General features: G+C 68.8%; 20 protein-coding genes. 12 read left to right on the top strand and 8 right to left on the bottom strand.

Features of this window, described 5'->3' with window-relative positions; all coding sequences use genetic code 11:
- The first annotated feature begins 5 nt into the window (after nucleotides 1-5).
- Nucleotides 6-641, top strand: a complete 636-nt coding sequence (locus AB0I35_RS20755) for a hypothetical protein (RefSeq protein ID WP_357397750.1) — start codon at nucleotides 6-8, stop codon at nucleotides 639-641.
- Nucleotides 642-693: 52 nt separating this feature from the next.
- Entirely contained in the window at nucleotides 694-1,923 is a 1,230-nt protein-coding gene (locus tag AB0I35_RS20750; protein WP_357397749.1) for a helix-turn-helix domain-containing protein, read from the top strand.
- Between the two features lie 5 nt (nucleotides 1,924-1,928).
- On the opposite strand, the gene AB0I35_RS20745 is transcribed toward AB0I35_RS20750, so the two are convergent.
- The 3 genes from AB0I35_RS20745 to AB0I35_RS20735 all read right to left on the bottom strand — a co-directional run bounded on the left by AB0I35_RS20745 (nucleotide 1,929) and on the right by AB0I35_RS20735 (nucleotide 6,061).
- On the bottom strand, nucleotides 1,929-3,302 hold the full coding sequence (locus tag AB0I35_RS20745; RefSeq protein ID WP_357397748.1) for an FAD-dependent oxidoreductase: 1,374 nt from the start codon (nucleotides 3,300-3,302) through the stop codon (nucleotides 1,929-1,931).
- A 68-nt stretch (nucleotides 3,303-3,370) separates the two neighbouring features.
- The gene (locus tag AB0I35_RS20740) at nucleotides 3,371-4,516 is read right to left on the bottom strand and encodes an acyl-CoA dehydrogenase family protein (RefSeq protein ID WP_357397747.1); all 1,146 of its coding nucleotides are present in this window, start codon (nucleotides 4,514-4,516) and stop codon (nucleotides 3,371-3,373) included.
- 36 nt (nucleotides 4,517-4,552) lie between these two features.
- Nucleotides 4,553-6,061 (bottom strand): aldehyde dehydrogenase family protein, encoded by a 1,509-nt coding sequence (locus tag AB0I35_RS20735; protein WP_357397746.1) that lies wholly within the window; start codon nucleotides 6,059-6,061, stop codon nucleotides 4,553-4,555.
- A 215-nt stretch (nucleotides 6,062-6,276) separates the two neighbouring features.
- Here AB0I35_RS20735 and AB0I35_RS20730 point away from each other — a divergent pair, with 215 nt between their 5' ends.
- From AB0I35_RS20730 to fadD5, 3 genes are read left to right on the top strand one after another with little or no spacing between them, the layout of a single operon-like run.
- Nucleotides 6,277-7,263 (top strand): nitronate monooxygenase family protein, encoded by a 987-nt coding sequence (locus tag AB0I35_RS20730; RefSeq protein WP_356983333.1) that lies wholly within the window; start codon nucleotides 6,277-6,279, stop codon nucleotides 7,261-7,263.
- Nucleotides 7,260-8,066, top strand: a complete 807-nt coding sequence (locus AB0I35_RS20725) for an enoyl-CoA hydratase-related protein (protein ID WP_357397745.1) — start codon at nucleotides 7,260-7,262, stop codon at nucleotides 8,064-8,066. The genes AB0I35_RS20730 and AB0I35_RS20725 overlap by 4 nt, the downstream gene beginning before the upstream one ends.
- 24 nt (nucleotides 8,067-8,090) lie before the next feature.
- Nucleotides 8,091-9,665, top strand: a complete 1,575-nt coding sequence (gene fadD5, locus AB0I35_RS20720; RefSeq protein WP_357397743.1) for a fatty-acid--CoA ligase FadD5 — start codon at nucleotides 8,091-8,093, stop codon at nucleotides 9,663-9,665.
- On the opposite strand, the gene AB0I35_RS20715 is transcribed toward fadD5, so the two are convergent.
- The 3 genes from AB0I35_RS20715 to AB0I35_RS20705 form a co-directional block, all read right to left on the bottom strand.
- A complete protein-coding gene (locus AB0I35_RS20715; RefSeq protein ID WP_357397742.1) occupies nucleotides 9,655-10,692 on the bottom strand; it encodes an alpha/beta fold hydrolase in 1,038 nt (345 codons plus the stop codon). The genes fadD5 and AB0I35_RS20715 overlap by 11 nt on opposite strands.
- 80 nt (nucleotides 10,693-10,772) lie before the next feature.
- Nucleotides 10,773-12,101: a lipase family protein gene (locus AB0I35_RS20710; protein ID WP_357397740.1), complete on the bottom strand. Its 1,329-nt coding sequence runs from the start codon at nucleotides 12,099-12,101 to the stop codon at nucleotides 10,773-10,775.
- Complete coding sequence (locus AB0I35_RS20705; RefSeq protein WP_357397739.1) at nucleotides 12,098-13,060, bottom strand: diiron oxygenase; 963 nt, start codon at nucleotides 13,058-13,060, stop codon at nucleotides 12,098-12,100. Before AB0I35_RS20705 ends, AB0I35_RS20710 begins: the two co-directional genes overlap by 4 nt.
- 320 nt (nucleotides 13,061-13,380) lie before the next feature.
- Between AB0I35_RS20705 and AB0I35_RS20700 the strand changes: the two genes are divergently transcribed.
- From AB0I35_RS20700 to AB0I35_RS20680, 5 genes are all read left to right on the top strand, one after another.
- Nucleotides 13,381-14,775, top strand: a complete 1,395-nt coding sequence (locus tag AB0I35_RS20700; protein ID WP_357397738.1) for a sensor histidine kinase — start codon at nucleotides 13,381-13,383, stop codon at nucleotides 14,773-14,775.
- On the top strand, nucleotides 14,775-15,206 hold the full coding sequence (locus AB0I35_RS20695; protein ID WP_357397736.1) for a roadblock/LC7 domain-containing protein: 432 nt from the start codon (nucleotides 14,775-14,777) through the stop codon (nucleotides 15,204-15,206). The genes AB0I35_RS20700 and AB0I35_RS20695 overlap by 1 nt, the downstream gene beginning before the upstream one ends.
- 29 nt (nucleotides 15,207-15,235) lie before the next feature.
- A complete protein-coding gene (locus tag AB0I35_RS20690) occupies nucleotides 15,236-16,450 on the top strand; it encodes a cytochrome P450 (RefSeq protein ID WP_357397927.1) in 1,215 nt (404 codons plus the stop codon).
- Between the two features lie 328 nt (nucleotides 16,451-16,778).
- Nucleotides 16,779-17,054: a MerR family transcriptional regulator gene (locus AB0I35_RS20685; protein ID WP_084457151.1), complete on the top strand. Its 276-nt coding sequence runs from the start codon at nucleotides 16,779-16,781 to the stop codon at nucleotides 17,052-17,054.
- A 4-nt stretch (nucleotides 17,055-17,058) separates the two neighbouring features.
- Complete coding sequence (locus tag AB0I35_RS20680; RefSeq protein WP_357397734.1) at nucleotides 17,059-18,714, top strand: DUF885 domain-containing protein; 1,656 nt, start codon at nucleotides 17,059-17,061, stop codon at nucleotides 18,712-18,714.
- A gap of 5 nt (nucleotides 18,715-18,719) precedes the next feature.
- Here the strand turns inward: AB0I35_RS20680 and AB0I35_RS20675 are convergent, their stop codons facing one another.
- Entirely contained in the window at nucleotides 18,720-19,601 is an 882-nt protein-coding gene (locus tag AB0I35_RS20675) for a sigma-70 family RNA polymerase sigma factor (RefSeq protein ID WP_357397733.1), read from the bottom strand.
- Nucleotides 19,602-19,773: 172 nt separating this feature from the next.
- Here AB0I35_RS20675 and AB0I35_RS20670 point away from each other — a divergent pair, with 172 nt between their 5' ends.
- Both AB0I35_RS20670 and AB0I35_RS20665 read left to right on the top strand, forming a co-directional pair.
- The gene (locus tag AB0I35_RS20670; protein ID WP_357397732.1) at nucleotides 19,774-20,931 is read left to right on the top strand and encodes a serine hydrolase domain-containing protein; all 1,158 of its coding nucleotides are present in this window, start codon (nucleotides 19,774-19,776) and stop codon (nucleotides 20,929-20,931) included.
- A 32-nt stretch (nucleotides 20,932-20,963) separates the two neighbouring features.
- The gene (locus AB0I35_RS20665; RefSeq protein WP_357397731.1) at nucleotides 20,964-21,389 is read left to right on the top strand and encodes a DoxX family protein; all 426 of its coding nucleotides are present in this window, start codon (nucleotides 20,964-20,966) and stop codon (nucleotides 21,387-21,389) included.
- Between the two features lie 155 nt (nucleotides 21,390-21,544).
- On the opposite strand, the gene AB0I35_RS20660 is transcribed toward AB0I35_RS20665, so the two are convergent.
- Complete coding sequence (locus AB0I35_RS20660; RefSeq protein WP_357397730.1) at nucleotides 21,545-22,450, bottom strand: hypothetical protein; 906 nt, start codon at nucleotides 22,448-22,450, stop codon at nucleotides 21,545-21,547.
- Between the last annotated feature and the right edge of the window lie 20 nt (nucleotides 22,451-22,470).

The raw sequence follows: 22,470 nt of genomic DNA, 5'->3' as shown, positions 1-22,470 counted from the left end.
CCCCCATGAGCACAGACGAAAAAGACACCAGCACAGGCGAATCCGAGACCGCGGTGGTCGACACAGCAGTGCCGACCACCACCTCGAAGACGACGGTCGCCACCGATGCGGCACCGCGTGCTTCCCGGTGGACAACCGAGCGCAAGTCACTGCTGCTGCGCGGGGCCGCCGCCGTCCTCCTCGGGGCCTCGGTGGCGAGTTCGGTGATCCTGTTCCTCGAGAACAAGGAGAGCAAGGACCTGCTCGCCGCCCAGCAAGGCGCCCGCGAGGCCGCCTGCCGCTACGCCCCGGTCCTGGCCGACTACGACAGCAAGAGCCTCGACGGCTATTTCCAGGCCGTCCTCGACGGCGCTACCGGCGACTGGAAGAAGCAGTTCGAAGCGACGAGCACCGAGCTGCGCGAAGCCCTCACCCAGGGCCAGGTCACCTCGAAGGCCACCGACACCCAGTGCGCGCTACGCACCGGCGACGAGGACTCCGCCGAGGCCATCGTGGTGATCGGCACGACCATCTCGAGCCTGGGTACCGAGCACAAGGCCAAGCCGGGCCAGCTGTCGATGGTGATGAGCCTGCACAACGACGGTGGCCGCTGGCTCGTCGAGAAGGTGAACTCCCCGCTGACAGCGACGCCCGCCCAGTGACTCCAGCGGCCGGTCCGACCGGGTACCGACAGGCGATAGCATGACAGGCGAGATGACGAGCAAGCAGATCGACGAACCCGCCGCCCCGGCACGGCAGATCCGCCGCAGGCCGAAGAACCGGCGTGCGCAGATCGCGGCCGAGTCCGCGGCGGCCTTCGGTGCGCACGGCTACCACGGCGTGAGCATGGACGACATCGCACGCCGGCTCGACATCAGCTCCGCCGCTCTGTATCGCCACTTCCCGAGCAAGTACGCGTTGTTCCGGGAGGAGTTGCTTCGGCTGTCGGGGCTGGCGCTCAGCGCGGTCGAACTGCCGCCGGAAGCCGAAGGCTGGTCGCCGAGGGAACGTCTCGATCATGTCTTCGACGCGATCATCGCCGCCACGGTCACCAACCGGCCGACCGTGGCGCTGGCCCGCTGGGAGCGGCGGTATCTGGAGCCCGCCGACTTCACCGAGTTCACCGGGCAGTTCGTCACCGCGATCGCCGCACTGCGTGGCCTGATCCGTGACGTGCGCCCCGAACTCGACGGGCACGACCGTGCCGTGCGCGCGGTGTCGGTGTTCGCGGTGGTCAGCAGCATCGGCGACCACCACGCGAGCCTGTCGGCGAAAACCCTTGCCCAGCTGCTGAAGTCGACCAGCTGGGCGCTGGTCGACGCCGATCTGCGCGGCGAGCCGAGCACGGCGGCGGCCCGGCGGGGCGCCGACCTGCCGCAACCGTTCAAGCATGAACTGCTGCTACGCAAAGCGGTCGAGCTGTTCCACGAGCGTGGCTATCCCAATGTGAGTATGGAAGACATCGCCGTGGCCGCCGATCTGTCGGCGGCCTCCGCGGTGTACCGCTACTACCGCAGCAAGAGCGACCTGCTCGCGGCGGCGTTCCGGCGGGCCGCCGACCGGGTGTCGGCGGCGATTCCCACGGCGATCAACACCGCCGAGACACCCGCCGAGGCGCTGGGAACGCTCATCGATCTCTATGTCGCCGGGTCTTTCGACGAACGGGCGCTGACCTTCGTCTATTACGCCGAGTTCACCCATGTCGACCAGGCCGATCAGGTGACCTTGCGTCACCTGCAGCAACTCATCATCACCGAGTGGGCCAAACTCGTCGCCGAGGCCAGGCCGGAGCTGTCGATCGGTGAGGCCAGGATCCTGGTCCATGCCGCGTTCAGCTTGGTGGTCGACCTCGGACGGATCTTCGGTGACGACGGGATCTGCCCGCAGGACCTCGTGGTCCGGTTGCTCCAGACCGTCACCCTCGGCCGGCCGCTCCCCCGCTGAGTCGTTCAGTCGCCGCGCGCCACCGCGCGGGTGGCCGCGCGGGCGGCGACGAGCACCGGATCCCACACCGGCGAGAACGGTGGCGCGTAACCGAGGTCGAGGGCCGTCATCTGCTCCACCGTCATCCGGGCGGTGAGCGCGACCGCCGCGATGTCGACCCGTTTGGCCGCGCCCTCACGCCCGACGATCTGCGCGCCGAGCAGTCTGCCGGTGCGGCGTTCGGCGAGCACCTTCACGGTCATCGGTTCGGCGCCGGGGAAATAGCCCGCGCGCCCGGTGGATTCGATAGTGACGGCGTGGAATTGCAGGCCGGCCCGCTCGGCGTCCTTCTCGAGCAGCCCGGTGCGGGCGACCTCGAGATCGCAGACCTTGCTGACGGCCGTGCCGACGACGCCGGGGAAGGTGGCGTATCCGCCACCGATGCCGGTACCGATGACCTGACCGTGTTTGTTGGCGTGCGTGCCGAGCGCGATGTGGCGCATTGTGCCCGAGACCCGGTCGAGCACCTCCACGCAGTCGCCGCCCGCCCAGATGTGGTCGTAGCCGCGCACACGTTGCGCGAGATCGGTGAGCAGGCCGCCGGATTCGCCGAGTGGCAGTCCCGCACGCCGGGCGAGATCGGTGGCGGGCCGCACGCCGATGCCGAGGACGACCACGTCGGCCGGGTACTCGGTGTCGGCGGTCGTCACCGCGCACACGTGCCCGTCGGCGTCGGTGCGCATACCGGTCACCTCGGTGTCGGTGACCAACCGGATTCCCATGCCGTCCATGGCCTCTCGGACCAGGGCGCCCATATCGGGATCGAGAGTCGACATGGGTTCCGGACCCCGGGTCACCATGGTGACCCGGAACCCGCGCCGGATGAGTGCCTCGGCCATCTCGACCCCGATGTAGCCCGCCCCCACGACGACGGCGTCGCGTCCCGACGACGACATCAACGCCTCGATGAGGTCCTCACCGTCGTCGAGGGTCTGCACGCCGAACACACCGTCGGCGTCGATGCCGGGCAGCGGCGGGCGGGTCGGGGTGGCGCCGGTGGCGAGCACCAGCTTGTCGTAGCCGGTCCAGGTCTCGTCGCCGGTGTCGAGGTCGCGCGAGAGCACTTGCCGCCCAGGCACATCGAGCTCGATCACCTCGGTGCGCATGCGCAGATCGATCGCGCGGGCACGGTGTTCCTCGGGGGTGCGGGCGATCAGGTCGTCGGCCTCGGCGACGTCACCGCTGACCCAGTACGGAATGCCGCACGCGGAATACGAGGCGTGCCTGCCCTTCTCGAACACCACGATCTCGAGTTCGTCGGCGCCGCGCAGTCTGCGCGCCTGCGAGGCCGCCGACATGCCTGTCGCGTCGGCGCCGATGACAACCATGCGTTCGGCCATGCCGACCACGGTAGCGCGTGGGTTCTCGCCGCCACCCCCCAACGGTCGCGGGGCGAGAACCCCGCGGGTCACAGCCCCAGCGTGCGCCCGATGATGTCGCGCTGGATCTCGCTGGTACCACCGAAGATGGTCGACACCAGGGCACCGCGCACATGCTTTTCCATGTCGAACTCGCGCGCGTACCCGTAGCCGCCCATCATCTGCATACCCTCGAGTGCCACCCGCTTGGCGGTCTCGGTGGCCTTGAGCTTGGCCATCGAGGCCTCACGCGCCAGCATCTTGTCCGGATTCGCGTCGGCCTCGCGGGCCACGCTGTAGATCAGCAGCTTGGTGCACTCGATCTCGGTGGCCAGATCGGCCAGCCGGTGCCGCAGCGACTGGAAGGTGCCGACGGGCCTGCCGAACTGCTTGCGCTGGGTGACGAACTCCAGGGTGTCGGCGAACGCGCGTTCGGCCGCACCGAGACTCATCGCGGCCAGGATCAGCCGCTCGAAGTTCAGGCCGGTCATCAGCTGCCGCCAACCGTTGCCCTCCTCACCGACCACCGCGTCCTCGGGGAGCACGCAGTCGGTGAAGTACAGGTCGTTGGTCTCCTTCTGGTTGCCCATCAGCTCGATCGGGGTGATCTGCAGGCCCGGGGTGTTCGCGGGCACGTGGAACATCGTCATGCCCTCGTGCTTGCCGCCCTCCTTGGAGGTGCGGGCCACGAGCAGGATGTTCTCGGAGATGTGTGCGTTGGAACACCACGTCTTCTGGCCGTTGATCAGCCAGCCGTCGGCGGTCTTGACCGCCTTGGTCGACAGGTTGCCCACATCCGAACCCGCCTCGGGTTCCGACATCGAGATCGACTGCGACGCACCGCGAACGATGCCGCGCAGCACGGTGTCCTTCTGCTCGTCGGTGCCGAACTTGGCGTAGGCGCCACCGGTGATGAGCGTCGGGCCGATCGCGCCGATCGGCAGCATCCCCCGGTGCGTCTCCTCGAGCAGGATGCACATGTCGACCATCGAGGCCGCCGAACCGCCGTACTCCTCGGGCACCGTCAGACCGAGCCATCCCAGCTCGGCCATCTTCGCGTAGACGGCCGGGTTGTGCTGTTCGCGATCGTTGTCGGTGAGCTCGTCACGCTGAGCCCGGGTGCCCGCCTCGCGCTTGGCGAACGCGGCCACGGCCGCGGCGAAATCCTTCTGTTCCGAGGTGAATTCGACGCCCATATCTCTTGTGTCCTCTTCTTTCGTGATTTTCTGGGTCTACTTCGCGCGCCCGAAGCGGCGCACGGTGAGTTTCTTGACCATCGCGATGGTCGATTCGGTTCTGGCGAACGACTGCAGCGCCATGCCGGGAATCGCGAAGCGCTGTCGCGCGATCGAATGCGGGCGGGTGAAGCCGAGCAGCCCGGCCGCACCGTGGATCCGGCCGATGCCGGACTCCCCCACGCCGCCGAAAGGCAGGGCCGGAATGGCGGCGTAGGCGGCGGGGCTGTTCACCGAGGTGGCGCCCGCCCGCAGTTCGCGCGCGATGGCCATGCCGCGTTTGCGGGAGAACACCGACGAGGCGAGCCCGTAGCGGGAGTCGTTGGCCAGGCGGATCGCCTCGGCCACATCCTGCACCTTGCGCACCGTCAGGGTCGGGCCGAAGGTCTCCTCGCGCACCGCGAGGGAGTTCTCCGGGACGTCGACGAGCACGATCGGGCAGACGAACGGCGCCTCGATCGAATCGGCGCCACCGACCAGGGCGGTCGCGCCGTCGGCGAGAGCGGCGTCGACGTGCTCGGCCACCACATCGACCTGGGCGGGCAACGTCATCGGCCCGTAGGCGGCGTCGCCGTCGGAGCCGGGTACGAGCTCGCGCACCCGCTTGGTCAGTTCGGCGAGGAACTCGTCGTACACCGAGGCGACGACGTAGCACCGTTCGGTGCCCACACAGGTCTGCCCGGAGTTGGCCATCGCCGACCACACGATCGCGTCGGCGGCCGCGGCCACGTCGGCGTCCTCGGCGACGATGGCCGCGTCCTTGCCACCGCATTCCAGTACGACCGGGGTGAGCCGCTCGGCGGCCGCCGCCATGATCCGTTTGCCGGTGGCGGTCGAGCCGGTGAAGGCGATCATGTCGACACCGGACTCCACCAGCGCACGGCCGGTCTCTCCCGGCCCGGTCACCACACTCAGGACCCCCTCGGGCAGGCCGGGATTGGCCTCGGCGAAGGCGTTCACGTACCAGTGCCCGATGCCGGTGGTGAGCTCGCTCGGCTTGAACACGACGGTGTTGCCCGCGGCCAGGGCGTAGGCGATGGACCCGTTCGGGGTGTACACCGGGTAGTTCCACGGGCCGATCACACCGACCACACCGTGCGGGCGTTGCTCGATCACCGCCTCGTGGTTGGCCATCATCAGCCCCGGCCAGACCTTCTTGGGTTTCAGCACCCGCTGCGCGTTCTCGGCGGCCCAGTTCAGATGTTCGACCGCGGTGATGACCTCGAGATAGGCGTCGTCGAGCGGTTTACCGTTCTCCGCGTGGATCAGCGCGCAGAACTCGTCGGCGCGCAGCACCAGCTGGGACGCCCAGCGTTGTAACGCCCGCTTCCGCTCGGTGAACCCGAGTTCGCGCCATGACTGCGCGGCCACGCGAGCCTGCGCGACGACGGCCGCGACCCGCTCGGCGTCGTCGACCGGCCAGCTACCGACGGGCTCGCCGGTGGCCGGGCTCGCGGTGGCGATCATTGTCGCAGAAATCGGTGTTGCGGTGGGGGTTTCGGTCATTGTCGACCTTCCTTCAGGTCACTCGTTCGCGGTGTGGCGGTGCGCGGTTCCACTGGGTGGGCAACTCGCCGCACGAGGTGTTGACAGGCCGCGTCGGCCGCCATTAAGTTAATCACAATTCTCGCTAAGTTAATCATGATTCTGTCCGGTTGCCCAGAGCCGTCTTGGTTCTGCCCGCGACCGGCGGGAACGTCTGAATCCGGAGGGAGAGCGCGATGCTGCGCACCCGATTCACCGAGGCATTCGGTGTCGAGCACCCGATCGTGCAGGGTGGGATGATGTGGGTCGGCCGCGCCGAACTCGCCGCCGCCGTGTCCGAAGCGGGTGGTCTCGGCATCATCACCGGCCTCACCCAGCCCACGCCGCAGGCACTGCGCGAAGAGATCGCCCGCACCCGCGATCTCACCGACAAGCCGTTCGGGGTGAACCTGACGATCCTGCCGTCCATCACGCCGCCGCCCTACGAGGAGTACCGGCAGGCGATCATCGACGGCGGGGTGAAGATCGTCGAGATCGCCGGCGGAAATCCGGCCACCCACCTGCCGTTCCTCAAGGACGCGGGCATCAAGGTGCTGCACAAGTGCACCAGCGTCAAGCACGCCCTCAAGGCACAGCAAGTGGGGGTCGACGGCGTGAGCATCGACGGTTTCGAATGCGCCGGGCACCCCGGCGAGAACGACACCCCGGGCCTGGTTCTCATCCCGGCCGCGGCTCGTGAGCTCGAGATCCCGATGATCGCCTCCGGCGGGATCGCCGACGCGCGCGGCCTGGTCGCGGCCATGGCGCTCGGCGCCGACGGGGTGAACATGGGCACGAGGTTCCTGTGCACCGTGGAGTCACCGATCGCGCACGCCGTGAAGGAGAAGATCGTGGCCAACACCGAGCTCGACACGAAACTGATCTTCCGCACCATGCACAACACCGCCCGGGTGGCCGACAACGCCGTCAGCCGCCAGGTGGTCGAGATCGAGCGGGGTGGCGGCACTTTCGCCGATGTGCGTGACCTGGTCGCCGGTGCGCGCGGGCGCAAGGTCTACGAGGAGGGCGATCTCGACGCGGGCATCTGGAGCGTCGGGCAGTGCCAGGGCCTCATCCACGACATCCCCACCTGCGCCGACCTGATCGACCGGATGGTGCGCGAGGCCGAGGAACTGATCGCGGACCGTCTGGCCGGCTCGATCGTCGAGGCGGTGGCCCGATGAGCGCGAGCGTTCTCAGCACCGAGGAACACGGCGTCCTGCGGATCACGATCGACCGCCAGGCGCGGATGAACGCCATCGATCTGGCGACCATGACCGAGCTGTGCGACCTGGTCACCGCGGCCGCGACGACGCCGTCGGTGCGGGTCATCGTGCTGACGGGGGCGGGGGCGGCGTTCTGCACCGGTGCCGATCTGGCCGCGGCCAGCGCGGCGGGTGGCAACGAGGCGTCCCCGGAGGTGGTGATGGATCGTGCCAACGATCTGATCCGTGCCATCGTCGATTCGCCGCTGCCGGTGATCGCGCAGGTCAACGGTCCCGCCGCCGGTGTCGGCACGTCCATCGCCCTGGCCGCCGACCTCATCTACGCCGCCGAGGACGCCTACCTGCTGCTGCCGTTCACCTCCATCGGGCTGATGCCCGACGGTGGTGCGACGGCCGTGGTCGCGGCGGCCATGGGTCGTGCCCGCGCCGCCGAATTCGCCCTGCTCGGCGCCCGGTTGCCCGCTACCGAGGCCGCCGCGGCGGGCCTCATCACCCGCGCGATTCCGTCGGAAGAGCTCGGCGCACACATCGAAACCGTCGCCGCCAAACTCGCCGCGGGACCGCGCCGGGCGCTGCAACTCACCAAGGCCGCGCTCAACGCCGCCACCCTCGCCGAACTGGATGCCGCCCTGGCCAGGGAGAAGACCGGCCAGTCCGAACTGCTCACCTCCGCCGATTTCCTCGAGGGAATGACCGCGATGCTCACCCGCCGGGCGCCCCGATTCGACGGCGCCGTCCACCCCATCACCGATCCGGCCTGAGTCCGGCGTTCCGCAGGAGACGAGATGTCAACCGCTACCGAACCGATGCGCTCGCGACGCAATCACTGGATGAACCAGATCGCGATCCACGCCACCACGATTCCCGATTCGCCCGCGCTGCGGTTCCTCGGTAGGACGACCACCTGGGGCGAACTGCACGACCGGGTACAACGCCTGGCCGACGCGCTCGCGCGGCGAGGAGTCGGCCAGGGCGACCGGGTGATGATCCTGATGCTCAACAACGCCGAATACATCGAGTCGGTGTTCGCGATCAACACCCTCGGCGCCATCGCGGTGCCGGTGAACTTCCGGCTCACCCCGCCCGAGATCGTCTATCAGGTCACCGACAGCGGTGCCCGCACGATCATCACCGACACGGTGCTGGCGCCGCTGGTCGCCGCCGTCGCCGCGCAGACCGACGCGCTGGCCACCCGGATCGTGGTCGGCGGCGCCACCGGTGACGGCGTCCTCGGCTACGACGACCTGCTGGCCGAACAGGGCCAACCGCACGAGCCGCTCGATGTCCCCGAAGACAGTGCCGCGCTGATCATGTACACCTCGGGCACCACCGGTAATCCCAAGGGTGCGGTGCTCACGCACCTGAACATGAACTCCCAGGCCCTCACCTGTATCCGGGCCATGCAGTACCGCGCCGACGACATCGCCTTCTGCGCCTCACCGCTGTTCCACATCGCCGGATTGGGCAGTGTCGCGGCGTGTTTCGTACTCGGCGCGCTCACCGTGATCCACCCGCTCAAGGCCTTCGACGCCACCGAGGTGCTCGACGCCTGGGAGCGCGAACGGGCCACCTCGGTGTTCCTCGTGCCCGCCCAGTGGCAGATCGTGTGCGCCGATCCCACCGTGGCGCAGCGGGATCTGCGTTTGCGCGTGATCAGCTGGGGCGCCGCCCCCGCCTCCGACACCGTGCTGCGCGCGATGGCCGAGACGTTCCCGAACGCCCTGAACGTCGCGGTCTTCGGACAGACGGAGATGTCACCGATCACCTGTGTGCTCGACGGCGAGGACGCGATCCGCAAACTCGGTTCGGTCGGCAAGCCGATCCCGACCATCGCCACCCGCATCGTCGACGACGAGATGAACGATGTCGGCCCCGGCGAGGTGGGCGAAATCGTCTACCGCGGACCGACCTTGATGCGCGAGTACTGGAACAACCCGCGGGCCACCGCCGACGCGTTCGCCGGCGGCTGGTTCCACTCGGGCGATCTGGTGCGCCGCGACGAGGAGGGCTTCGTCTACGTCGTCGACCGCAAGAAGGACATGATCATCTCCGGCGGCGAGAACATCTACTGCGCCGAGGTGGAGAACGTGCTGTTCGCCCATCCCCGCATCCGGGAGGCGGCGGTGATCGGCCGGGCCGACGACAAGTGGGGCGAGGTGCCCGTCGCCGTCGTAGTCACCGAGGACGACGGCGACATCACCCTCGCCGAGCTCGCCGACCACCTGGACGCGCACCTGGCCCGCTACAAGCACCCCAAGGCGCTTGTCGTGATCGACGCCCTGCCGCGCAACGCGGGCGGCAAGGTCGTCAAGCACGAACTGCGGGCGCAGCACGGTTCGGCCCAGGCGGTCAGCGGCTGAGGAACTCGTCGATCACCGGCCAGGTGATCTGCGCGGCGGTCGCACTGGCGAGCAAGCCCAGGTGACCGCCGCGCACCTCGACGAATTCGACCTCGGCGTTCGGCAGCACGTCCAGGCCGCGCCGCACCGAGGAGGCGGGCACCACCGCGTCGCCGCGGCTGCCGAGCAACAGCACAGGGCAGGTGACCTTCGCCAGTTCGATCACCAGATCCGAGCGCAGCCGGATGTAGCCCTCGGCGAGTTCGTTGCGCAGCACCAGACTGCGGTGGATCTGCCAGTAGGACCGCCCCGGGTAACCGGGCATCGAGGCCATGAACCGCTCGGTCGCCTCGAGCCGGGCCAGCGCCTCGGTGTCCAGCGCGTTGCGGATCAGGTAGGCGGGCTTGGTGATCTCGCGATCGAGTGCCTGCAACCGGAACCCGAGACGGACGAATTCCTGCGGGATACCACCCATGATCCGGGTGGCCAGGGCCATCTCCTTGCCACCGGTGATCTTGGCGGCCAGGCGCATCGGCGCCAGCAGCGGGGTGCGGCGCTGGTCGATGGGGGGCGCGAGCGCGGTGATGGAGGCGATCGGCAGGCCGGCGTCGGCGGCGGCAGTGAGCAGCGCGAACACCCCGCCCAGCGACCAGCCGATGAGATCGACCGGCCGGTCGTGTTCGGCGGCGACCCGCGCGACGGCCTCGGGCAGGATGTCGTCGATCCAGTCCTCGAGGCCGAGATTCCGGTCGGCGTAACCGAATCGGCCGTAATCGATCACGTACGGCTGTCGCCCCTGCTCGACCAGGTGGCGGACCAGGCTCTGACCTGGACGCAGATCGAAACACTCCGGCGTCACCGCCAGCGGCGGCACGAGCAGCACCGGATTTCCCCCGGCGTGGCCGGCGGCCTCGTACCGCTTCAGATGTCGGTGCGGCCGCTCGTACACCGTCGTCGACGGGGTGGGCTCGCCGGATTCGAGCCCACCGCCGAACGAGACGGCCCACACATTCCGTACCGCGCGCGGTACATCGGTCACAATCCCCACCGATAACCCCTTATCTCACCGGCTGCCGTCGGCAGTCCCTACGGGCCAGTATCTTACCAGTGAGTAAGTTGAGGGTTCGGTCAGGCGGCGCGCTGGTCCCGCTTCGCCGGACTGCCGAGCTCGCGACCGGTCACCGACTTGGTGATCGGGCGCGCGAACAGGACTCGCAGCACAGCCCTGGCCAGGTCGGCGAGACCGTGACGGCCCGCGGGCAGACCGAGGACACTGAGCACGGTCCTGGTCTGCGAGGGTGTCACCGGTAGCCCGGCGAAGCGGTCGGCCAGCCAGTTCAGGCTCAGCGGGGCCGAGCCGGCCAGCAGGCTCAGGTGCTCGCTGAGCCGGTCGCGCAGGTAGGTCACGTGCGCACCGTTGGCCCGGTAGCGCCGCACGAGCGCGTCGATGTCGTCGACCGCGATGATCTGGTCGTGCACCGCTTGGGTCACCAGCAGCGGCGCCGCCGGCGCTCGGTCGCCGAGGGTGAGGTCGGCGAACATCTCGAGCATCGCCTCGAGGGCCAGCAGTTCGGTCATCGGCGCACCGGAGTGGCGGTCGATGCTGTACCTGGCCAGCCGCAGCACCGCACCCACCGTCGTCGACTCCGCCGCCTTGTCGAGCACCGCGCGGCCCTCGTCGGAGAAATGGGTGTCGACCAGTTCGGCGAACGCCGGATACACCCGGCGCAGCGCCGCCACCACCAGGGTCGGCAAGCCCGCGTGCAGGCCGCCGTCGAGCCGGTGGAAGGTGGCGACGAGGTTACCGACCGGTGAGCCGAGTACCGCGCCGGCGATATCGAGTTCGGGCGCGTAGGTCGGCGCCATCTCGGCGGCCCACGCCGAGGCGAGGCCGCCTCCCGAGTAGCCCCACAAGCCCACCTGGGCGTCCGGCGCGAGGCCGCCCGGTTCGAAGGCGAGTGCCGCGCGGATGCCGTCGAGGGCGCGGTAGCCCGGTTCGCGTGGCGCACCCCACGCGCCGAGCATGCCCTCGTGATCGGGCACCGACACCGCCCAGCCCCTGGACAACGCGTCGGCGAAGAGCAGCAGTTCGATGTGGGCACAGGTGCCGATCGCCCGTGAGCCGCGGCGCAGCGAGTAGGACGGGAAGGCGCGCGGCGCGATGGCGTCGATCGCGCACTGGAACGAGACGAGTGGCGCCCCCTCGGCGACACCGTCGGCCGGGGCGATCACCGTGGTGACGGCGGCCTCGGGTACGCCGTTGAGATCGTTGCTGCGATACAGCAGCTGCCAGGCCCGGGCCCGCAGCGGAATCAGCCCGAACGCCGCCAACTCCACCGGGCGCCAGCGCAACAGCGTGCCCGGCGCCGATCTGTCGAATCCGTCGCGTGGCACATAGAACGGATCGGCGTCGGGCAGCAACACCTCGGTGGGGGCCGCCCAGCTCTCCGGGATCACGCGGTGACCCGGCGGGCCGGTTCGCTGCGGTAGCGCGAGACGGGGCCATCGATGCCCAGCGCCCGCCACACCAGTTTGGCGACGGGGTTCATCAGGCCGATGTCGGTGGCCAGCGCGCGCACGTCGGTGAACACGTCACGCTTGGTGTGCCGGGATTCGGTGCCACCCCAGTACGCCTCGCGCATCACCTCGCCCGGAATGTGGAACTTGTCCACGAATTCCTTCGGCGGGGTGGCGATCATCGACAGCATCACCCGCATCACGACGGGGAACAGCACCGAGAGCAGCGACCGGGTGGCCGGGTGCATCGCGGGCACGTTCTTGCGCAGATACTCGTGCGCGAAGGAGATGTGGCGGGCTTCCTCCGCGACATGGATCTGCATCACCCGGTGCACCATCGGATGCAGGTCGAAACCGCCGCGCAGCAACGACTTCTGCAGGTGATCGATCGGCTCCTCACCGCCGAGCACCAGGGTGAAGAACAACTCGGGGAAATACTTCACCGCGGGCCAGATGATCATCGTCAGCTTGCGGTCGATCGGGCCCATGCCGATCACATCGCGGTAGCCGATGCGGTTGATCATCTCCTGGAACATCATCGTGTGGTTGCACTCTTCGGCAGCCTCGTGCGTGACGTACCGGAATTCCGGATCACCGTTGGGTACCGAGATCAGGTACTGCATCAGACCACGGATGAGCAGCTGCTCGAAGTCGATACCGACTTTGGCGATGCCCGCCTGGCGCCACATACCCATGGCGATCTGGCGTTCCACGGGCTGGGCCCGATACCAGGGGTGGCGACCCAACGGGTCCTCGGTGGGCATGATCCAGCGGGGGTCGTCGGAATGCACCGCCATTTCCGGTGCGTCCCAATCGATGTCGACATAGGGGTCGAAGTGTTTGCTCACCGATCCCTCGGACAAGCCCTGCAGAATATCGTGGTAAGTGGACAACGTCATCGGTGTCTCCTAGCAGTGGTTCCACTGGTCAGTTTAGTGGTACCGGCGGTTCCATTCAAGTGTAGATGGAACTTCGTGTTACATATATCTTGGCGCGCCGTCACCGGATGCGGAATAGGGGCGAATCACTTTCGGTACCAACACTTTCCGACCGCGAAATACGCACTGATAAGGTGTGTGCGGATTCGCCGGAAGCGCAGCACAGCGGGACGGGGACAGGCCGCACTCGCACGGTTGCACCACCGGCAACAGTCTCGCCGGAGGGACCGGCGAGGTTCCGGCCACCAGGCTCTTCGGCCGGTGAGACGACAAAGGAACCGATGACCCCGACAATCGCGGTGTTCTTGTTCGGTATCGCAACATTGGTGTTGCTCGGCGCTGTCGCGGTCGCTCTGGTCGCGCTGCGCAACGAGCGTCACGTCCGCGCGCGGCTGTCCTCGGCCGAACGCGAGCTCTACGCGCACGACGAGGCGATGACGCGCCTGATCGAGGCGACCCTGCCCAGGATCACCGAAGCGATCCGCCGCCACGACGAACCCGACGTCACCGCCGAGGTCCCCGCCCAGCTGCGGGACTCGCCGTTCGCGCACAAGATCGCCCGGATCGCGGCCGAGCACGCCGACGATCTCGCCTTGGTGCGCGAGGAAACCCGCCTCGCCGTGGAACACGAGGCGCAGGAGCGCGCCGACGAGCGGGTGGAGGCCGTCCGCGCGGAGACCCGCGCGCAGGTCGCCGCCGAAGCCCGTGCCGCGACGGGCAACGCGGTACGCGCCTTCGGCACCACCGTGGTGAGCCTGGGCGCCGACGTGGGCCAGGTGGTCAGCAACGCGTTGCGCGAGAACCGCAACGACGAGGTGTACGGCACCCTGAGCCGCATCGACCACACCGTGCAGCAGATGATCCGGCAGGCGCAGTCCTATGTGCTCGTCTCCGGCGGCCTGCCCGGCAGGCGCTGGCCGCAGCAGACCGTGGACGACGTGGTCGCGGGCGCGACCAGCCGCGTACGCGATTACCTGCGGGTGCGGGCGGGACATTGCGACCGGGTCGTCATCAGCCGCGCCGTCGAGCCGCTGGTGCACACCGTGGCCACCTTGCTCGACAACGCCCTGCGCTACTCGCCGCCTTCCTCGTTCGTCGATGTCGCCTTCCAGCAGGGACACCACGGCGTCACCCTGATCATCGACGACGCGGGCGTGCGGATGAGCCAGGAACAGATGGAGGAGGCGCGCCAGATCCTGTCGGGCGAGCGCGTGATCGACATCAACGCACTCGGGCCGTCACCCAAGATCGGCTTTCCCGGTGTGGCGGCACTGGCCCGCCGCTACGGCTTCGCGGCCTACGTCGACGGCCCCAATGTCTACGGTGGCACTCGCGCGATGGTCTTCATCCCCTCCGCGCTGCTCGTCGACAAGTCCGACGCCCGCTCGAACGAGCTCGCGCAGGCCGATGCGCCGCCGGAACCCGTTGTGCGAGAGGATGTTTCCGAGCCACGGGAAGTCGAGGCGGTGGCTGTCGCGGCCCCACCCGAACACACGGCACCCGGCACGACCCCCGGCGGTTTACCCAAACGCACGCGACGAGTCGTTGCCCCCGCCACCGGCCTGGCCACGGGCGCGGAATCGCCCGGCAGACCGGAACTGGTCACCGCCTGGCACAGCGGATCCCGGCACGGCCGCGCCGCGGCCGAGCGTTCCATCGACGGACAGGACAGCTGATGAGCACTTCCCTCACCGACAGCACCAACCGCCTGGCTTGGCTGTTGGACGATCTGGAGCTCGACGGCGTGCGGTTCGTGGTCCTCTTATCCGATGACGGTCTACGGGTGGCCCACTCGCCCGGTATCAGCAAGGACGAGGCCGAGCGGTTCGCCGCCGCGGCCTCCGGGTTGCGCTCGCTCGGCAAGGCGCTCGGCGAGTTCTGCGGTGGTTACGCGAATACGGTGCGCCAGAACATGACCGAGTACGACGAGGGAATGATCCTGATCACCGCCGCCGGAGCGGGCACCCTGCTCGGTGTCGCGACGACCGCGGACGTCGATCTCGGACTCGTCGCGCACCGGATGAACGATCTGGCCGAACGGGTCGGCCGCGAGCTGGGCGCCGCGCCCCGGCGCGACGAATTCCGCCGAGCGGAGACGTCGCTGTGACGCTCGAGACATCCTTCGGCCCCACCCCGGTGTCCCCCGACTCGAACAGCGGGCAGACCAGGGTGGCGTTGTACTCGGAGGAGTTCGCGGCCGACCCGCAGAGCACCTACCGCGAGATGCGGCGCCGCTTCGGCTCGCTGGTCCCGGTCGATCTGGTGCCCGGCGTGCCCGCCACCCTGGTGATCGGCTATCGCACCGCCGTCCAGATCCTCAACGATCCCGACCACTTCCCCGCCGACGCCCGCATGTGGGAACGCACCGTGCCCGAAGACTGCCCGGTGCTGCCGATGATGCGCTACCGCCCCAACGCTCTGCGCACCGCGGGGGCCGAGCACGCCCGCTACCGGCAGGCCACCGTCGCCAGCCTGGCAGGGGTCGACCTGTACCGGTTGCAGCGCACCGTCGAGCAGTTCGCGATCCCCCTGATCAACACCTTCTGCGCCGACGGCAGTGCGGAACTGCTGAGTCAGTACGCCTTCCCGCTCGCCTTCGCGGCTCTCAACTCGATGCTCGGTGTCCCCGAGGACGTCGGCGCCCGAGCGGCCGCGGGTATGGCGGCCATCTTCGAGGGCGGGGCGAGCGCGGCGCAGGGCGGTCAGATGCTCGAGGACGCGCTGTACGAACAGATCCAGCACAAACAGCTCGACCCCGGTGACGATGTCACCACCCGCCTGGTGCAGCACCCCGCCCGGCTCAACGACGAGGAGCTGATGAACCAGCTGCTCACCATGTACGGCGCCGGTATCGAACCGATGTTGAACCTGATCCTCAACACGGTGCGGCTGATCCTCACCGATCAGCGCTTCGCGGGCAGCATCCTCGGCGGCAGCCTGTCGACGCGCGACGCGCTCGACGAGGTGCTCTACACCGATCCGCCGATGGCGAACCACTGCATCACCTATCCGCGTCAGCCGATCCTGGTCGAGGGTGTGTGGCTGCCCGCGCATCAGCCGGTGCTCATCAGCATGGCGGCCTGCAACACCGATCCGGCCATCGGCACGGGCGAGTTCCTCGACAACCGCGCCCACCTGGCCTGGAGCACGGGCCCGCACGGCTGCCCCGCCAAATCCCCCGCCTATCTGATCGTCCAGGAGGCCATCGATCAACTGCTCGACGCTCTGCCCGAGATGAAACTCGCGGTTCCCGAGTCGGAGCTCACGTGGCGTCCGGGTCCCTTCCACCGGGCGCTGACGGCGCTGCCTGTCACATTCCCGGAGACCGCGCCGATGCCGATCCTGAACTGACGCGTCGCCGGTCGAGAAAATCTACAGTGAGGACTGTAGACATTTTGCGAGAGCAGTTGTACAGTCGCTGATGTACATGAGCTTCGACATAACCGGCAGTCACAGGAGGTGGTGGTCACTGAGCAGTCACTTACCAGTCCCGCGTCCCGGAGAGTGTCGGGGTGCGGAGTGAATGTGAAGTCAATCCCTCGTTTGTAGATCCCAGGCCCGGCGCCGAGCGCGCCGGGCCTGCCAGCGTTGACCGAGAGGTGCAGTGCAGCAGGTGACCACCAACGACGGCATCAGTGCCGCCGACCGACTCGAAGACGACGACTACCCCGCCTACAGCATGGGTCGCGCCGCCGAAATCCTCGGCGTCACCCAAGCTTTCCTGCGCGCCCTCGACGCCGCGGAACTGCTGACTCCGCAGCGCTCCGCGGGCGGCCATCGCCGCTACTCCCGGTATCAGCTGCGCATCGCCGCGCGAGTACGCGAACTCGTCGACGCGGGCAACACCCTCGAATCGTCTTGTCGCATCGTGATTCTCGAAGACCAGCTCGCCGAGGCCCATCGGATCAACGCCGATCTGCGCGAGGCGCTCGACAATCGTTCCGTCGACAGCTGACGGCGTGCGCGCCGACTCCGGGGTGCACCGGATCTGCGACCGGTATGTCGACGATTTCGCCGCCGCGGATCCGGTGACGGCGACCTTGCTCGGCATCACCGGCCACGACGATCGGCTCACCGACTACTCCCCCGCCGGGTACGAAGCCCGTGCCGAACTCGCCCGCCGGGCCGCACAGGACATCGCCGCGACCACACCCGCCGACGACGAGCGGGTGGCGGCGGCGGTGTTCGCCGAACGCATCGGCCTCGAGGTCGAGCTGCAAGATGCGGGGCTGCGGCTCGGCGCCCTGAATGTCATCGCCTCGCCGGTACAGGACCTGCGCATGGCGTTCGACGTGATGGCCGACGACACCGCCGAGGACTGGGCCGTGGTCGGTGATCGCCTCGCCGCCGTTCCGGACAGTATCGCGGGCCTGCGTGATTCCCTGCTCACCGCGCAGCAGCGGGGCCGTGGCGCGGCGCTGCGGCAGGTCCTCGGCACGGCCGGACAGGTCGAGACGTGGGCAGCCGGGTTCTTCACCACCTTCGCCGCGCCTGCCGCCCGCGTGCGGGGCGCCCCGGATCTGTCCGGTGTCGCCGCGGCCGCCGACCGGGCATTGGGTGAGCTCGCCGGGTTCCTGCGGACCGAGCTCGCGCCCCACGCTCCCCGTGCCGACGCGGTGGGTGCGGACACCTACCGGCTGTGGTCGCGGTACTTCACCGGGGCCGAGATCGACCCGCGTGCGGCATACACCTGGGGGTGGGCGGAATTCGGGCGCATCCATGAGGAGATGACGACCGTGGCCGACCGGATCGCACCGGGCGCCTCCCTCACCGAAGCTGCCGCGGTCCTCGACGCCGACCCCCGGTACCACCTGCACGGGCACGCCGCCCTGGCGAGCTGGCTGCGGGAAACCTCCGATCGAGCACTGAACGCGTTGCGCGCCGAACACTGCGAGATTCCTGACGAACTGATGGCCCTGGAGTGCCGCATCGCACCGCCGGGTGGCGGAGTCGGCGCCTACTACCTCGGGCCGAGCGAGGATTTCGGCAGGCCCGGCCGTATGTGGTGGTCGGTGGACGCGGGCAGGGAGCGGTTCAGCACCTGGCGGGAAATCAGCACCGTCTACCACGAGGGTGTGCCGGGTCATCACCTCCAGGTCGCCACTGCCGTACGGGAGGCGAAGTCGCTCAACAGGTTCCAGCGACTCATGTCGTTCGTGGACGGGCACGGCGAGGGATGGGCGCTCTATGCCGAGCGTCTCATGGGGGAACTCGGCTTTCTCGACGACGACGGCGCCCTGTTCGGCATGCTCGCCGAACAACTCTTCCGCGCGGCCCGCGTCGTCCTCGATATCGGCATGCACCTGGACCTGTCGATCCCGCCGGGCACCGGTTTCCACGAGGGTGCACGCTGGACCCCGGACCTCGGTCGGGAATTCCTGCTGACGAGAACTCTCGAAGACGTTGCAACCGCCCGCGACGAGATCGACCGCTACCTGGGCTGGCCCGGCCAAGCCGCCGCCTACAAACTCGGCGAACAAGCCTGGCTCGCGGCCCGCGACGACGCCCGGCGCCGCGCGGGTGCGGCATTCGACCTGAAGCACTTCCACACCCGGGCCCTGAAGCTGGGTGGCATGGGGTTGGATACCCTGCGTACCCAGCTGGCCACGGACTGATCGAGCTATCCGAGTACGGGCGACAGATCTAGACCGGCCAGCCGCTGCCGGTCGGACAGGATGTCGATCGCGGCGATCCGGTCGTCGACGACGGTGAAGCCGATGATCGAGAACGGGTCACCCTCCACGGTGGTCACCAGCCCGCAGCGGCCGTCGACCAGGGCCGGGTACACGGTGCACAGGGTGGCCATGCGCCGGAACGTCTCGGCCTGGCCCGCGACGGCGGCGGCACCACGGATTACCCGCATCGCCGCACCCGCGTCGGCCCGCAACACCACCTCGGGATCGAGCAGGCGGAGCAGTTCGTCGAAATCGCCACCACGCGCGGCGGTGAGGAAGGCGTCGACGACGCGGCGCCTGCGCGCGACATCCGGATCGGGACCCGGCGTCGCGCCCTGTACCCGGCGGCGCGCCTGGCTGGCCAGCTTCTTCACCGTCTGTGGCGTGCGGTCGACGATGGGAGCGATCTGTTCGTAGGGCATGGCGAACAGGTCGTGCAGCACGAAGGCGAGCCGTTCGGCGGGACGCAGCGACTCGAGCACGACGAGCAGTGCCAGGCCGACCGAATCGGCGAGCACCACTTCCTGTTCGGGGTCGGCGGCGGTCTCGCTGGTGATCACCGGATCGGACAGGTGATCGGCGTCGAGGGGTTCCTCGCCGCGGCTCTTGCGTGAGCGGAGCATGTCGAGGCAGACCCGTCCGACGACGGTGGTGAGCCAGCCACCGAGGTTGTCCACCTCGGCGGTGTCGGTGCGGGCCAGCCGCAGCCAGGCCTCCTGCACCGCGTCGTCGGCCTCGGTGAGCGAGCCGAGCATCCGATAGGCGACCGCCCGCAGGTGGGCGCGGTTGTCCTCGAACTGTTCGGCCAGCAACTGTGCGTTCTGCACGGGTCCTCCTCGATGTCGTCGCACCGCTATGACGAAGGCGGGACGCCGAGTGTGACCGTGGTGCCGTGACCAGCGCTTTTCCACGACCGGGTCACGTTCTGCCCGTGGCTTACGTCAGTGCGTCAGAACACGATCCGCCGCGGCCGGAAGCTGCGGCCGAAAGGAGAACATCATGGTCGAAGTGCACGGCTTCGTCGCCGAGGGATACGAACAGGTGCGGGCCGAATTCGCCGCCGTGGTGACCGAGGAGGGTGACCCGAGCTCACAGTTGGCAGCGTTCGTGCGTGGTCGCCGGGTGGTCGACCTCTGGTCCGGCTCCGCGGTGTCCGGCACGACGCTGACCGGGCTGCATTCTACCAGCAAGGGCGCCGCCGCCCTGGTGATCGCGCTGCTGATCCAGGACGGTGTGCTCGACGTCGACCGGCCCGTGGCCGACTATTGGCCGCGGTTCGCCCAGTCGGGCAAGGAACGGGTCACGGTGCGCGACATGCTGGTTCACCGCTCCGGCGTGGTCGGTGTCGACGGTGGCTTCACCGTCGCGGAACTGGCCGACGACCGGGTGATCGCCGAACGGCTCATCGGACAGCGACCCTACTTCGAGCCGGGCACCGTGCACGGATACGGCGGGTTCGTCACGTACGCCGTCGTCGGCGAGGTGGTGCGGGCCGTCACCGGCGCCACCGTGCGGGAACTGTTCGAGCAGCGCATCCGCGCACCCTTCGACCTCGACATCCACCTGGGCCTGCCCGCCGACCTGGAGCACCGCTACCTGCCGATCCTGCCCTGGCGCGCCACACCGGAGGCCGAGGCCGCCTTCGCCGCGCATTCCCCTGCGCCGCACAGCATCGCGGGCATCGCCTACAACCTCAACGCCCACGGCTTCACCGCCGCCGACGTGATGGCGCTGCCCAACGACAGCACCGTGCGCAGGCTCGGCCAGGCCTCGGCGGGTGGGGTCGGCAGCGCGGCGGGTATCGCGGCGATGTACGCGGCGGCCACCACGGGGATCGACGGACGCGAACCACTGCTGTCGCTGGAGACCATCGCGACGGTATCCACCATCCACTCCGGCGGTCGCGACCTGGTGCGCGGTGACAGCGCACCGTACACGCTCGGCTTCGAAGCCAAGAGCCTGCTCACTCCATTCCTCGGCGCTTACGCCTTCGGGCACACCGGTTCCGCCGGATCCGACGGGTTCGCCGACCCGCACAGCGGCCTGACCTACGGCTACACCCGCCGTCGCGCCGCCTTCGCCTTCAATGCCCCCGAGAACGCCCGGTTCGCCGCCGTCCTCCACCAGGCCGCGACCAATGTCGCGGCCGCTGCCTGACCGATTCCCTTCCCACACAGGAGAACTCACTCATGACTACCCGCCTGACCCGCGTCGCGAAATTCGCGCGCTGGGTGCCCGTTGTCGCAGTCCTCGCCGAAACCGCCGTCGGCGCGTACTGGGATCTCGCGCGGATCTCCTACGTCCGAGAATCCTTCGACCACCTCGGCTACCCGATGTACTTCGCCACCGTCCTCGGTGTCGCGAAAACGGCCGCGCTGGCCACCGTTCTCACGCCCGGCCACCCGCGCACGAAGGAATGGGCCTACGCCGGACTGGTCTTCGTCTACGGCGGTGCGGCGGCGTCGCACCTGGCCGTCGGCGACGGCCCCGACAAATGGGCCATGCCCCTGTTCTTCACCGCCGCCACCTTCGCCGCGCGCGCCTGGCTGCCCACCGGTGGATCCACCACCGCGGCCCTGCGTTCACTCGCAGGCTCCCGAACCCGCATCGTGTGAGAACCACACCATCGGAACGGAAACGACCATGTCCGACCGTTTCCGCCTGCCCAACGCCGGCACCTCGTCCCGCCTTCGCCGAGTTCGGCGCCGCACTGTTCAGAGCCGTCGAGAACGGGGCGATCCCCGCTGGACCATCAGCCTGATCCGGCACCTCAGAACAGGCTGGTCTGCGCCGGTTCCGGGGTGACGCTGATCGCCGGATCGAGTTCGATCCGGCGACCGACGAGGCGGGAGTCGTTGACCAACACCAGTTCAGCGGCGCCCGCCGGATCGCGGCAGGCCAGGGTGTGGCCGTGTGCGGCCACCGCGTCGAACACGTATTCGCCTGCGGCGGCTGTGATTTCGATGGGATCCGGGAATCGGCCGCTGGCCTGGATGGTCACGTAGAAGTCGCGACCGCCCGACCACGCGATATCGGTGCGGACGATGTCGTCGGGCAGGGCGCTCGCCGCGTGCGCGGCCGCCTCGGCTACTCCTTCTTCCACCGCCGACCACGGCCGCAGGGGGCGGGTGAGGATCCGCGTCTTGGTGACGCCCGGCACCGATTGCCGGAGCCCGGCCCGCTCGGTCACCAACCGTTCGAGTTCGCGCACATGCAACCCGTCCGGCGAATCGGTGATGAAGCGGGCGGCCAGCGCACCCTGTTCGAACAACCTGCGGTGCCTGCGCATCGCCGAGGCCGTCCCGACCTTGGCCATCCCGTCACCGAAGTACGCGATGTAGAGGTGGTGCGGGCGGGCCATGTAATCGCGCACCTGTTCGGGCAGGGTGGCGAGGGGGCCACGATGACTGTGCACCACCGACCACCCCTCCCGGATCCGGCACCGTTCGCACTGGTGACCGGCGTCGATCCGCGCCTCGTGCGGGCAAGTCCGCCGGCCGGGTTCGCCGCCGAACGCGCGGTAGCCGAGGCAGTAGCGGCCCTCGGTGACCCGGAACGCGAGCCGGGTGCCGAGACCGGGCAGCAGGTCGACGGTGCCGTCCGCGCGCAGCAATTCGTAACACCATCGGCCCTGCTCGTCCCAGCGCGTGCCGCAGTACAGGGCGGTGGAGGTCATCCGGCGAATCTAGGCGATGA

The organism is Nocardia sp. NPDC050378 (assembly GCF_040655675.1).
GTDB lineage: Bacteria > Actinomycetota > Actinomycetes > Mycobacteriales > Mycobacteriaceae > Nocardia > Nocardia coubleae.
Note: the sequence above shows the minus strand (reverse complement) of the source record. Positions and strands in the feature narration are given on the sequence as shown.

Coding starts and splice junctions, on each gene's coding strand:
- AB0I35_RS20725 (WP_357397745.1), top strand. CDS start 7,260: ATGAGCGCGAGCGTTCTCAGCACCGAGGAACACGGCGTCCTGCGGATC.
- fadD5 (WP_357397743.1), top strand. CDS start 8,091: ATGTCAACCGCTACCGAACCGATGCGCTCGCGACGCAATCACTGGATG.
- AB0I35_RS20660 (WP_357397730.1), bottom strand. CDS start 22,450: ATGACCTCCACCGCCCTGTACTGCGGCACGCGCTGGGACGAGCAGGGC.
- AB0I35_RS20695 (WP_357397736.1), top strand. CDS start 14,775: ATGAGCACTTCCCTCACCGACAGCACCAACCGCCTGGCTTGGCTGTTG.
- AB0I35_RS20740 (WP_357397747.1), bottom strand. CDS start 4,516: ATGGGCGTCGAATTCACCTCGGAACAGAAGGATTTCGCCGCGGCCGTG.
- AB0I35_RS20700 (WP_357397738.1), top strand. CDS start 13,381: ATGACCCCGACAATCGCGGTGTTCTTGTTCGGTATCGCAACATTGGTG.
- AB0I35_RS20755 (WP_357397750.1), top strand. CDS start 6: ATGAGCACAGACGAAAAAGACACCAGCACAGGCGAATCCGAGACCGCG.
- AB0I35_RS20705 (WP_357397739.1), bottom strand. CDS start 13,060: ATGACGTTGTCCACTTACCACGATATTCTGCAGGGCTTGTCCGAGGGA.
- AB0I35_RS20665 (WP_357397731.1), top strand. CDS start 20,964: ATGACTACCCGCCTGACCCGCGTCGCGAAATTCGCGCGCTGGGTGCCC.
- AB0I35_RS20750 (WP_357397749.1), top strand. CDS start 694: ATGACGAGCAAGCAGATCGACGAACCCGCCGCCCCGGCACGGCAGATC.
- AB0I35_RS20685 (WP_084457151.1), top strand. CDS start 16,779: ATGGGTCGCGCCGCCGAAATCCTCGGCGTCACCCAAGCTTTCCTGCGC.
- AB0I35_RS20730 (WP_356983333.1), top strand. CDS start 6,277: ATGCTGCGCACCCGATTCACCGAGGCATTCGGTGTCGAGCACCCGATC.
- AB0I35_RS20735 (WP_357397746.1), bottom strand. CDS start 6,061: ATGACCGAAACCCCCACCGCAACACCGATTTCTGCGACAATGATCGCC.
- AB0I35_RS20670 (WP_357397732.1), top strand. CDS start 19,774: ATGGTCGAAGTGCACGGCTTCGTCGCCGAGGGATACGAACAGGTGCGG.
- AB0I35_RS20745 (WP_357397748.1), bottom strand. CDS start 3,302: ATGGCCGAACGCATGGTTGTCATCGGCGCCGACGCGACAGGCATGTCG.